The organism is Paraburkholderia haematera, assembly GCF_905220975.1.
Lineage (GTDB): Bacteria > Pseudomonadota > Gammaproteobacteria > Burkholderiales > Burkholderiaceae > Paraburkholderia > Paraburkholderia haematera.
Map to the genome: position 1 here is coordinate 16,401 of NZ_CAJNBK010000010.1, position 12,553 is coordinate 28,953.

Genomic DNA, 12,553 nt, shown 5'->3' on the forward strand with positions numbered 1-12,553 from the left:
AGCGGTACAGCTCCTTCCAACAACACAACAACAACCAACCAAAAACAAACAACTACCAAACGGCAACTACGAACTTCTACTGCAATTTCAACTACCGCTACTTCAAGTACTACTGTTACTTCTACCGCGAACTTCCACTTCGATTGCAAACTTCAAACTCAACTACCAACTTCACAACACACATTTACTGCAAGTACTGCGACCCATTGATACTGCTTGTCTTCACCATCAGAACTTCAACTTCAACTTCAACTTCAACTTCAACTTCAACTTCAACTTCAACTTCAACTTCAACTTCAACTGCTACTGCAACAACACCACCATCCAACACCAGAAGAAGCGCAACGCCAGACTCAATGCACGGATTGACCAGCCGACTGTTCCGTTGCTATCGCGTTGTGCCGCGCTTCAGAAGTAACTTTACAAAAGTGTCACAGCGATTCGAATAGGAGCATTCTTAAAGCTCACGTAGTCGCCTAAGAATTCTTCAGACCAACAACCACCAGAATAAGAACGAGCACATAAAAAAACGCCACGGAAGCAACTTCCGTGGCGTTCTCCTAGCTGTCCAGCGAACGCTGCAATGCAGCGCCACCGCTTCAAGCCTCAACCTATTCGCATTACTGCGCGCTCACCCGCTTGCGTGCGTTCGCCGAAGCCACCGCCGTCATGTTGATGATCCGGCGCACCGTCGCAGCCGGCGTCAGAATGTGCACCGGCTTTTCCGCGCCCAGCAGGAACGGCCCCACCGTCACGCCTTCGCCGCCGATCATCTTCAGCAGGTTGTACGTGATGTTCGCCGCTTCCACGTTCGGCATGATCAGCAAATTCGCTTCGCCGGTCAGCGTCGTGCCCGGGAACGCGGCCTTGCGAACGGCTTCCGACAATGCTGCGTCACCATGCATCTCACCGTCGATCTCAAGCGAAGGCGCACGTTCGACGATCAGCTTGCGGGCTGCCGCCATACGTTGCGACGACGAAGACGGCGCGCTGCCGAAGTTCGAGTTCGAGAGCAGCGCGACCTTCGGCGTGATACCGAACTTCTCGATTTCAGTGGCAGCCAGCATCGTCATGTCGGCGAGTTGCTCGGCGGTCGGCGTTTCGTTCACGTATGTATCGCAGATGAACAGGTTACGGCCCGGCAGCATCAGCAGATTCATTGCAGCAAAGTTCTGCACGTTATCCGCTTTGCCCAGCACCTGTTCGATGAACTTCAGGTGCGTGTGATATTGGCCGATCATGCCGCAAATCATGCCGTCCGCTTCGCCGAGACTCACGAGGATCGCGCCGATCAGCGTGTTGAACTTGCGCATTGCGGCCTTCGCGACGTCCGGCGTCACGCCTTCGCGCGCGCCGAGTTCGTGGTATGCCTGCCAGCACTGTTGATAGCGCGGATCGTCTTCCGGATCGACGACTTCGAAGTCTTCACCGCACTTCAGCTTCGAGCCCATCTTCTTCAGACGCATCTCGATCACCGACGGACGGCCGACCAGAATCGGCTTGGCGATTTTTTCCAGCAGCACGAATTGCGCGGCGCGCAGCACGCGCTCGTCTTCACCTTCGGCGAACACAATGCGCGCCACCTCTGACTTCGCCGCGGCGAACACGGGACGCATCACCATGCCGGTACGGTACACCGTTGCGCCGAGTTCTTCGCGGTACGCGTCCATGTCCTTGATCGGACGGGTCGCGACGCCCGAATCCATCGCGGCTTGCGCGACAGCCGGCGCGATCTTGATAATCAGGCGCGGATCGAACGGCTTCGGGATCAGATAATCCGGGCCGAATTCGAGTGAGTGGCCCTCGTACGCCTTGGCGACTTCATCGCCCTGGTCGGTTTCTTCCGCCAGTTCCGCAATCGCCCGCACGCACGCGAGCTTCATTTCTTCCGTGATCGTGGTGGCGCCGACATCCAGCGCACCGCGGAAGATGAACGGAAAACACAGCACGTTATTGACCTGGTTCGGGTAGTCCGAACGGCCCGTCGCGACGATGCAATCCGGGCGCACCTTCTTGGCGTCTTCCGGACGAATTTCCGGTTCCGGGTTTGCCAGCGCCAGAATCAGCGGCCGCGTACCCATTTCGACCACCATTTCCGGCTTGAGCACACCTGCGCTCGAGCAGCCGAGGAACACGTCGGCGCCGCGAATCGCGTCTGCCAGGGTACGTGCTTCGGTGTTCGCCGCGTAACGTTCCTTCGACGGATCCAGATTGCCGCGACCTTCGTAGATCACGCCCTTCGAGTCCGCGACCAGCACGTTTTTCTTCGACAGGCCCAGGTTCACCAGCAGATCCAGACACGCGATGGCCGCAGCGCCCGCGCCCGAACACACCAGCTTCACTTCGTCGAGCTTCTTGCCGACCACTTTCAGGCCGTTCAGGATCGCCGCCGAAGCGATGATCGCGGTACCGTGCTGATCGTCGTGGAAGACGGGAATCTTCATGCGCTCGCGCAGCTTCTTCTCGATGTAGAAGCACTCAGGCGCCTTGATGTCTTCAAGGTTGATGCCGCCCAAGGTCGGCTCAAGCATCGCGATCGCTTCAACCAGCTTGTCCGGGTCGGACTCGGCGAGCTCGATGTCGAACACGTCGATGCCGGCGAACTTCTTGAACAGACAACCCTTGCCTTCCATCACCGGCTTCGCGGCGAGCGGGCCGATATTGCCGAGACCAAGCACGGCCGTACCATTCGTGATCACACCGACGAGGTTGCCACGCGAGGTGTACTTCTGCGCGTCGAGCGGGTCTTCGTAGATCGCCGTGCAGGCCGCGGCGACGCCCGGCGAGTAGGCGAGCGACAGATCGAGCTGGTTCGAGAGCGGCTTGGTGGGCGTGACCGAAATCTTGCCGGGTTTCGGAAACTGGTGGTATGCGAGAGCGCTTTGCTTAAGTTGTTCGTCCATTTTTTAGCCTGCGAGACGTAAGTAATTGGGCCGGACACACTGCACCGTTGGCGTCGCTTGCGTCTATCGAATGGATAATCGACTGCGGCGGTTTTCGCTTGCACCGGTTAGGCGCGGCGTCGAACCTCGGCGGAGGGCAAGACGGTGCGGAGTGCTACGCGGGTCGGTTAGTGTACACCCCCAATGCGTCGGTGCACTGAGTGGTTAACACGGCTCGCCACCGGCGAAACACTGGCTGGCAATGCTGCAGCGCCGCATCCGGCAGTCATTTTGCTGACGGCCGTGCGTGCGTCACACGCGTGTCATTCGAGCGCGGCGCCGCGGCGTTCGGGGATCAGAAAGAGCGTCGCGAAGACGTCGAGCAGATAGATCGATGCGAGCAAAGCGAGCGCGGCGCCGAACGAATAGCGTGCGGCCAATGCACCCACGGCCACCGGCCCAAAACCGCCGACCGCCCGGCCGACATTGAACAGCACGTTCTGCGCAGTGGCGCGTGCATCGGTCGGATAGAGCTCGGAGATCAGCGCGCCGTAGCCGCCGATCATCCCGTTGACAAACACGCCCATGGCCGCGCCGCCAATCAGAAGCGACATCGGCGTTGTCAGATGGGCGTAGACAAATACCATCACCACCGCGCCCACCTGGTAGAACAGGAACGTCGGCTTGCGGCCGAAACGGTCGGCGGCCATGCCGAACAGCCAGATGCCAGCCGCCATGCCGAGAACCGTGACGGCTGTCCACACACCGGATTTCGTCAGCGAATAGCCGAATGTCTTCGACAAATAGCTCGGAAGCCAGATCATCAGACCGTAATAGCCGAAGTTCTGTACTGAACAAAGAATCGCGACGCCGATGCTGGCGCGCGTGGTGCGTCCGTCGGCCACCAGCAATTTGAGCGGCAGCTTGCGCATGCCACGAGCGACGCGCTCAGTGAATAGCGCCGGCTCCTCAACGCGGCGCCGCACGAAAAACGACACCACGGCAGGGAGCAATCCAATCGCGAACATGCCGCGCCAGCCGATCACCGGCAGCAGCAGCGGCGTCAGCAACGCGGCCGCTAACACGCCGAGTTGCCATCCCAGTCCGACGTAGGACGACACGCGCGCCCGCTGCGACGCCGGCCAGGCTTCCGCCACCAGCGTCATACCGATACCGAATTCGCCGCCGAGACCAATGCCTGCAATGGTCCGATAGGCGAGGAGGTCCGGATAACCCTGCGCCAGCGCACACAGCCCAGTAAAGACGGCGAAGATCAGAATCGTCCACGTCAGCATCCGGACACGGCCGAAATAGTCGCTCAGCACGCCGAAAATCAGACCGCCCGCCACCGCGCCGATCAGCGTCCACGTGACGAGCGAGCCTGACTGCGCGGAGCTCAGATGCAGGTCCGCGGCAATTGCCGGCAACATGAAGCCGAGGATCAACAGATCGAAGCCGTCCATCGCGTACCCGAGCACTGAGGCGAGCAGCGCCCGGCCGGCATAGCCGCTTTTGGCGGGGCGGCCCTCGGCAGGTTCGCGAGTCTCGGTGGCAGAAGAAGCGGCAGTCATTGAAAGCATTCCGTAGGACAGGGAGGCGACCCACCTACAAGGCCGCCCAGGAAAGTCGCGTGAGTGTAAAGGCGCCCAAAGCCACTCACAAGCAAACCAAAAAGCAGCCCGGAAGGCAGCAACAAGGCGCCCCGGACGAGAACCGTGCAAGTCCCGTCCAGTGCGGCCGTTATGGCCGTCATTCGCGGCAGGCACGCACGACGGCCACCTCGCGATGGCCCATTTCGGGTAAAATGTCGGGCTACGCGCGCAGCAAAAACCGGCCTGCACTCCACTGACCGGTTGCGTATTTGCCTATCAAGGCGCCGCCCATCATGGCGCGGCATACCCCGATTGCTGCGCCACCGGGCCCCGCGCCCGCTTCTCCTCGCTCACACCCAAGGATCCGCCCATGACAGGCTTCGATCGCCAGACGATCTCCGACACCACCGCCAAGATGCTGCTGGAAGTGCAAGCAGTGCACTTCAACGCGGAGAAACCGTACATTTTCACGTCCGGCTGGGCGAGCCCGGTTTATATCGACTGCCGCAAGCTGATCTCGTATCCGCGCGTGCGCCGTGGCCTGATGGAAATGGCCGAAGCCACCATTCTGCGCGACGTCGGCTATGAACAGATCGACGCGGTGGCCGGTGGCGAGACCGCCGGCATCCCGTTCGCGGCATGGCTCTCCGACCGCCTGATGGTGCCGATGCAATACGTGCGCAAGAAGCCGAAGGGTTTCGGCCGTAACGCGCAGATCGAAGGTCTGCTGACCGAAGGGCAACGCGTCCTGCTGGTCGAAGATCTGACCACGGACAGCCGCAGCAAGATCAACTTCATCAACGCGCTGCGCACCGCCGGCGCGACGGTGAACCACTGCTTCGTGCTGTTCCACTACAACATCTTCAAGGAAAGCGTGTCGGTGCTGAAAGACATCGACGTCGATCTGCACGCGCTTGCCACGTGGTGGGACGTGTTGCGCGTCGCCAAGGCGAACAACTACTTCGACACCAAGACGCTCGACGAAGTGGAAAAATTCCTGCACGCACCGGCCGAATGGTCCGCGGCACACGGCGGCGCCAACGCGGCGCAGTAATAAGCACGGTTGGAATAAAAAAGGCCGCCTGTCGATGAGACAGGCGGCCTTTTTTCATTGCGCTCGCCAAGCCGGACGAAAGGACGACCGTAGTTAGGATGCGCTACCGGTACCGTCGACCGAATGCGATGACAGATTCAGCAAGCCGTTGCTCTGCGCGTACTGGAACAACTCGGAATCGCGATCGATACCGAGCTTGCGCATCGCCGTATTCTTCTGCGTGCTGATCGTCTTGATGCTGCGATTGAGTTGCTCCGCGATCTCCTTGATCGTCATGCCTGACACAAACAGGCGCACAACCTCGAGTTCACGCCGGGACAGCATCACCTCTTCGTTCTTGCCACCGGCATTCATGCGCAGCGTATCGAGCGACGCCTTGACCGATGGGCTCATGTATTCCAGATTACGACTGACGTGCTGCACCGCGAGCCCGATGTGGCTCAGATCGTCCGATTTGTTGACGACCGAGGTTACGCCGAGTTCGCTCAGCCGCTTCAGCAACGCTGCGTTTTCCAGCATCGTCAGCACGACGATGGGAAGGTCAGGAAAATTGCGACGCAGATAGCCGATCAGCGGCAACCCGTCGCCGTACTGGCCGCCTGGCATCGCCAGATCCGTGACAAGCACATCACACGCCACGGTTTGCAGCACCTTGACCAGCTCGGTTGACTGTCGTGCGCGCGCGACGACCTGCAGACCTGGAAACTTGAGCAAAGCCTGTTCGGCGCCGAACAGAATCACCGGATGGTCGTCAGCGACCACGACCCTGACTGGATCTTGCATTGCCCTCCCCTCGACAGATAAACCACTCTCCAAAACTTCTGACATGCCTTGCTATTCTTCGTACTTGAACTGATCGGGTACGCGGTCTGTATTCGCGTGGACAATTCCTCCGACTATAGCCGATTTCGCGTCCGCCCAACCCGCTCGCGGCAACAATGATCGGTCGCAAAAGCGAATGTTAGACTTGATTCGACCTTGGGGCACAAAATAGGGACAATAATCCTCACGAGGACAACCGCCTCGCGCCCTGACAGGAGAAACGGCACATGCGCTTGCGTTGCCTGGTTGTTTCGCTTGCTTCGCCGTTCCGCCGCATACCTTCCCTCGCCTGCGTGATGCTGGGTCTCGCGCTATTGGCGAGTCACGGCACTCACGCACTCGCCGAGGGCGTGTTCACGCTGACCAGCGCCAGCTTCCATGCAGGCAGTCCCGTGGATGCAGCTCAGGTCTTCAATCAGGACGACTGCAAAGGCGGCAATCGCTCGCCGCAACTGACGTGGCGCGACGCGCCGGCCGGTACGCGCAGTTTCGCAGTCACAATGTTCGATCCAGATGCGCCCGGTCGCGGCTGGTGGCACTGGGCCGTTTCCGGCATTCCCGGCACCGTCGAAAGCTTGCCGGAAAACGCCAGCGCGTCGGGCTTCCTGAAGAAACTTGGCGCGGTCGAAGCCCGCAACGACTTCGATATCGACGGCTACGGTGGTCCCTGCCCGCCGCCCGGCAAACCGCATCGCTACGTCATCACCGTCTATGCGCTGAGCTCCGCGGACCTGCGCCTCGCGCAAGGACGCCCGGCGCTCATGTTCGATCACGAGATCGGCACCGCCACGCTCGGCACCGCGCGGATGGTAGTCAACTACGGACGGTAGCGGCGCCAGTCAAATCCGACTCGACCTGCATAGGCTGCGACCTGAAGCGCGACTAGCACTGCGCCGCGCGCCGGGTCCCGGCGAATTGGCGCGCAGGTTGCACCGCATTGCCGCCGCCGCGGAATTTCTGTCATCCGCACACGCTAGTGTGCAACAGAGCCGCGCAGGCGATGCTTGTCGATGTCGCGTCGCTACTTGCGCGCACTTATGCTGTGCTTACCCTGCCTTTTCATCTTGCCGGAGAGTCCCATGTCGAAGATTGTCATCGTTTATCACAGCGGCTACGGCCACACGAAGAAAGTCGCCGAGGCCGTGCTGGCCGGCACACTCGAAGCCGGCGCGGACGCGAAACTCATGCCGGTCGGGGAGATCGACGACGCGTGCTGGACAGAACTGGCTGCCGCGGACGCTATCGTCTTCGGCGCGCCGACCTACATGGGCGGGCCGTCCGCCGACTTCAAGAAATTCGCCGACGCGAGTTCGAAACCGTGGTTCGGCCAAACATGGAAGGACAAGATCGCGGCCGGCTTCACCAACTCGGCGACCATGAACGGCGACAAGTTCTCGACGATTCAGTACTTCGTCACGCTGGCGATGCAGCACAGCATGATCTGGGTGGGGACCGGCATGATGCCGTCGAACACCAAGGCGGCGACCCGCAACGACCTGAACTACGTGGGCGGCTTTACCGGCCTGCTAGCGCAGTCGCCGGCGGATGCATCGCCCGAAGAAGCGCCGCCCGCGGGCGATCTGGAAACGGCCCGGATGTTCGGCACGCGCGTTGCCGCCGTCACGGAGCGATGGATCGCCGGGGCCCGATAGCGCATCGCCTGAAGGTTCGCATCGGGTATTCGCATCCCTGCCTCGTGTTCGCAGCAGGCGCGGTGCCCGTCAGAGCAGGCGCGGCGCGCCCCCAGGCAAGCGCCGCCAATCTGCCCGGAACCCACGTGCATCGGCTTACATCTGGCGCGTAACCCGTCATGCCGATGTCACTTTCGGCGCGCATCGTCGTTTTTTCACCCCGTTTTGCACGTCCGCCGCTATCAGGTCTTAAAATAGCGTTCCGGCGCGGTGTCGCGCCCCGTTTCCAGCAAGCCAGTGAGATCGAGATGAGCACGAAAGTTTTTGTCGACGGACAGGAAGGCACGACCGGCCTGAAGATTTTCGAATACCTGTCGCAACGCGCCGACGTAGAGATCCTGCGTATCGAAGAAGCGAAGCGCAAGGACCTCGAAGAGCGCCGTCGTCTCATCAACGCATCGGACGTCACGTTCCTGTGTCTGCCAGACGTCGCTTCGCGCGAGTCGGCCTCGCTGGTCGAAAACGATCATACGGTGCTGATCGATGCCAGCACCGCCTTCCGCACGTCGGCCGATTGGGCCTACGGCCTGCCCGAACTGGCCCGCTCGCAACGCGAGCGTCTGCGCACCGCGAAACGCATCGCCGTGCCGGGCTGCCACGCATCGGCCTTCGTGCTCGCCATGCGTCCGCTGGTCGAAGCCGGCGTCGTGGCGCCGGACTTCGCCGCGCATGCTTACTCGATCACCGGTTACAGCGGCGGCGGCAAGAAAATGATTGCCGACTACGAAGCCGGCGGCAACGAGAAGCTCAAGAGCCCGCGCCCGTACGCACTTGCTCTCACGCACAAGCATCTGCCGGAAATGGCGGCGCATACGGGCCTGAAGTCGGCGCCGGTGTTCACGCCGATCGTCGGCGACTTCTACAAAGGTCTCGCGGTCACCACCTTCTTCTCGCCGAACCAGTTGGCCAAGAAGGCTACGCCGCAAGACGTGCAGGCGCTGTTCGCCGAGTACTACGCGGGCGAAGCCTTCGTGCACGTCGCGCCGTTCGATGCGGACGCGAACCTCGACAGCGGCTTCTTCGACGTACAAGCGAACAACGACACCAACCGCGTCGACCTGTTCGTGTTTGGCAACGAAGAGCGCTTCGTGACCGTCGCGCGCCTCGATAACCTGGGCAAGGGTGCCTCGGGTGCCGCGATCCAATGCATGAACCTCGCGATCGGCACCGCCGAAGAATCCGGCTTGAAACGCTGAGCAAGTTCGGGATACAGACAGCATCCACTGTCAATCCGCTGAAAAGCCGGTCTGCAAAGACCGGCTTTTTTGTTTTAAAAAACCTGCCCTCAGAATCCCTCTTTCGCAGTTAATCAGTAGTAGCCCGCATTACTTTAAAAAGAAAAATCGGACTGCTCATCAACTGACGGTAATTCATCCCTCAAATTGAGCCACACAGCATAGTTTTCCGCATAGGGAAACTCCGGATTTTTTCTCGAACGGTCGTTCGAAGATGATAGAGCCATTTTGCTGTAACGCTTACCTGGAAAGGGAGTGCGACGAAGCAACGGTGACGCCGTCGAGGCCAAAATTCCTTTTTTGTTTAAAAGGGCCCTCAAGCCCCACGCAGGGTGCGTCCGACAAAAAATGCACTGTTTGAATCGACCTTTTTAGACGGCTCATTCAATTGACAGGCATTAATCGCGCAGCGAAATTAGTTCGCACAATTACATGAAGGGAGACAGCAGCATGTCGCACGGCATTACTCGGGGCCTGGCGATGGCCATTGCCACGGCCCCATTCCTCATCGCTTGCGGCGGCGGCAAGGCCGACAGCCCCGGCGCGATCAGCGCACCGCAATGCTCGGGTTCGAGCTGCGGCGTGCAAGGTCCGCCGACTTCGAGCGCGAGCGCGACTGCGCTTTGTCCTGCTACCGCCGACATCGTTAAAACGACGTATCTCGGTGGCGCGGGTAGTGGCGAAATCGTGCAGGTGAACATCGACGCGACCGCGATGAAGTACACGCTGAAGTGGCTCGAGTCGCCGATTCCGTTGCGCACGGGTCAGGTCACGCCGACGCGCGCGGGCACGCAGATCACGGGCGCGGTGATTCACCCGCCGACCGGCGCACTGCCAACTGCCGAACAGACACGCTGCGCCTTCATTCTCGGTGCGGGCACAGGTACAGGTGTCGGCGACGGTCAGCCTTATACGACACCCGACTTCGTCAACAACCCGAATCCGCCGACGATCCTCGTCGGCCAGGGTGTGGCGGGCGGCGGGATTCCGGGTGCGACGGTCCAGTTCAGCGGGCTGAGCATTCCGCTTGTCGGCTCGGGTATCGGCGCGGTGCCGAACCGGCACTTCGACTTCTATCCGTTCCTGGGTTTCGCCAGCACGACAACCGATATCACCAAGCTGCCAGGCACTTACAACGGCCTGCTTTATCACCTGGCGCCATCTGGCAACTACGCGACGGTCGCGACCAACACGGTTGAAACGTTCGACGCCAGCGGCACGTGTACGAGCAGCAACGCCGCCAATCCGAACTACTCGCCGAACGCCGGTGGCTGCCTGACAACCGGCAACCCATTGACGCTGAACAGCAATGGGTATTTCGACAGTCAACAGGCACCGCAGATCGTTGCGCAGTTCAAGCTCCCGCTTCTTGGCGCGACCGGAAAGTCGGGCGTCGCTCACATGATTCTCGGTCAGGTCAACGGCGCCACGGTGCCGCTGGTGGTACGCACCGGCTTTGTCGATACGAGCAATCTGCTGACGGCCAAGGTCGACGACGAATCCGGCATCGCGATGCTCGCCGCAGCCACGCCGCTGGCATCGGGCGGCTTCAACGGCGGCTATGTCGGCGCGGATTCGAACTTCAAGTCCACCGCGACGTTAATCCAGGGCGGTGTCGGCACCTTCATCAATCCGTCGACTTCTGCCGCGGAAGACGGCTTCGGGCTGGGCTACGGTCTGCCGAGCCCCGGACTGGTCGGTGTCCAGCAAGCGAATGGCCAGACCGGTTTCGCGATCGCCTCAGGTGGCCTGTACGCGATTGAAATACAAGGCACCGTCAACGGCGGCATCACGCCGACGTCGGCCAATTCGGACACGCCCAATGCCCCCTACTTCGGCATCGGCGCGCAGATCAGCAAATAAGGACCGAAGCACCGGCAGTTCGCAGTACGAGACATAAATAGAGCAAAAGGTGGCTGGACTGGGAGCCGGCCACACACAACGAGAAAATTCTGGAGGCGGTATGAAATGGAGAATCCTTTCGGTGCTCGCTCTTGCAGCACCGTTGCTGGGGGCGTGCGGCGGTGGTGGCGGCAACGGCGATGGACCGGTGACCGAAGTCCGTCTGTGCCCATCGTCGCTCGACTACAACACGGTGTTCACGGGCGGCGGCGGTGACGGCGAACTGGTCAAGCTGCAGATGGACACGACCAAGATGACCTGGCAAATCAGCTACATCGAATCGCCGATCCCGGCGACCAACGGCACCGTCGCGCCGACGCGCGCCGGCCAGAGCGCAAGCGGCACGCTGACCCAGGAAACACTGCTGCCGACCAACAAGCTCAACCAGTGCGCCTTCCGCCTGAACGGCGCGAGCCTCGACCCGAATCGCCCGGCGCGGATTTTCGTCGGCGAAGGCGTGGCGGGCGGCACGATCCCGGGGGCGGAAATCTCCTTCGCCGGGATTCTCGGCGTGGGCGCGGTGCCCGACACCACGTTCCCGTACTACCCGTTCATCGGTTTCTCGTCGATTGAAACGAACCTCGCGAACGTGGTCGGCACGTACAACCAGCTCGGCTACCACCAGGTTCCGTCGCAGAACTTCGCGCCGGTCGCGGTCGATACGAAGATCACGATCAATGCGGACGGCACGTGGACCGAGTGCGACAACTCGGGTGTCAACGCGGGCAAGTGCCAGCAGCCGGGTACGAACTTCGTACAGTCGTCCGACGGCAGCGGCGCATTCGAAACCGACAAGTTCCTGGGCCAGGCCAAACCGACGCTCGCCACGACGCCCAAGGCGCGCGGCTACATGATCGTCGGCAAGCTGCGCAACCAGGTCGTGCCGATCCTGGTGCGAACCGGCGCGGCGAACTCGTCAGTGACAACACCGGTGAACGGCGAACTCGGCCCGTATGCCGACGACGAGTCGGGCATCTCGATCCTGGCGCCGCAAACCTCGATCGCGGTGAACTCACAAAACGGTGAGTACATCGGCGTGGATAGCCAGTTCGACTATCGCACCACCGCGCTCGAAGGTACGCAGGCCACGCTGCTGGATCCGTTCAATGCATCGCAGGCATCGCTTGCGACGGCGCTGAATCTGGACTTCACGCAGACCGTGCCGGGTGTGGTGACGACGACGCACGTGGGCGCCTCGACCGGCACCACGCCGACCGGAAAGATGATCTTCACGGGTGGCGTGTTCGGCTACCTCGATCTGACCAACGCGGCCTCGCCGTACTTCACGATTGGCGCCTTCGTCCAGTAATGGACGCTGCACGCGCCGACACGCAACACGGCGTTCGCGTCCCGGTTGCCGCGCACAGCAATAGCG

General features: G+C 61.1%; 10 protein-coding genes. 6 read left to right on the top strand and 4 right to left on the bottom strand.

Going from position 1 to position 12,553, the window contains the following annotated elements:
- Positions 1–184 precede the first annotated feature (184 nt).
- The 3 genes from KHO23_RS18585 to KHO23_RS18595 all read right to left on the bottom strand — a co-directional run bounded on the left by KHO23_RS18585 (position 185) and on the right by KHO23_RS18595 (position 4,453).
- Positions 185–331, bottom strand: coding sequence for a hypothetical protein (locus tag KHO23_RS18585; protein ID WP_211612692.1), 147 nt, complete (start codon positions 329–331; stop codon positions 185–187).
- Between the two features lie 289 nt (positions 332–620).
- Complete coding sequence (locus KHO23_RS18590) at positions 621–2,903, bottom strand: NADP-dependent malic enzyme (protein WP_211612693.1); 2,283 nt, start codon at positions 2,901–2,903, stop codon at positions 621–623.
- A gap of 302 nt (positions 2,904–3,205) precedes the next feature.
- Positions 3,206–4,453 carry an MFS transporter gene (locus KHO23_RS18595; protein ID WP_211612694.1) on the bottom strand — a complete coding sequence of 416 codons (1,248 nt, stop codon included), beginning with the start codon at positions 4,451–4,453 and terminating at the stop codon, positions 3,206–3,208.
- Between the two features lie 391 nt (positions 4,454–4,844).
- On the opposite strand from KHO23_RS18595, the gene KHO23_RS18600 reads away from it, so the two are divergent.
- Positions 4,845–5,528 carry an orotate phosphoribosyltransferase gene (locus tag KHO23_RS18600; protein WP_211612695.1) on the top strand — a complete coding sequence of 228 codons (684 nt, stop codon included), beginning with the start codon at positions 4,845–4,847 and terminating at the stop codon, positions 5,526–5,528.
- A gap of 93 nt (positions 5,529–5,621) precedes the next feature.
- Here KHO23_RS18600 and KHO23_RS18605 read toward each other — a convergent pair whose 3' ends face one another.
- Positions 5,622–6,311: a response regulator gene (locus KHO23_RS18605; protein WP_211612696.1), complete on the bottom strand. Its 690-nt coding sequence runs from the start codon at positions 6,309–6,311 to the stop codon at positions 5,622–5,624.
- 266 nt (positions 6,312–6,577) lie between these two features.
- On the opposite strand from KHO23_RS18605, the gene KHO23_RS18610 reads away from it, so the two are divergent.
- The 5 genes from KHO23_RS18610 (at position 6,578) to KHO23_RS18630 (ending at position 12,487) form a co-directional block, all read left to right on the top strand.
- The gene (locus tag KHO23_RS18610) at positions 6,578–7,180 is read left to right on the top strand and encodes a YbhB/YbcL family Raf kinase inhibitor-like protein (RefSeq protein ID WP_211612697.1); all 603 of its coding nucleotides are present in this window, start codon (positions 6,578–6,580) and stop codon (positions 7,178–7,180) included.
- Between the two features lie 249 nt (positions 7,181–7,429).
- Entirely contained in the window at positions 7,430–8,002 is a 573-nt protein-coding gene (locus KHO23_RS18615; RefSeq protein WP_211612698.1) for a flavodoxin family protein, read from the top strand.
- Between the two features lie 287 nt (positions 8,003–8,289).
- Positions 8,290–9,237, top strand: a complete 948-nt coding sequence (gene argC, locus KHO23_RS18620; protein WP_211612699.1) for an N-acetyl-gamma-glutamyl-phosphate reductase — start codon at positions 8,290–8,292, stop codon at positions 9,235–9,237.
- Positions 9,238–9,726: 489 nt separating this feature from the next.
- Positions 9,727–11,139 (top strand): DUF2957 domain-containing protein, encoded by a 1,413-nt coding sequence (locus tag KHO23_RS18625; RefSeq protein ID WP_211612700.1) that lies wholly within the window; start codon positions 9,727–9,729, stop codon positions 11,137–11,139.
- 100 nt (positions 11,140–11,239) lie between these two features.
- The gene (locus KHO23_RS18630; RefSeq protein WP_211612701.1) at positions 11,240–12,487 is read left to right on the top strand and encodes a DUF2957 domain-containing protein; all 1,248 of its coding nucleotides are present in this window, start codon (positions 11,240–11,242) and stop codon (positions 12,485–12,487) included.
- Positions 12,488–12,553: the final 66 nt, after the last annotated feature.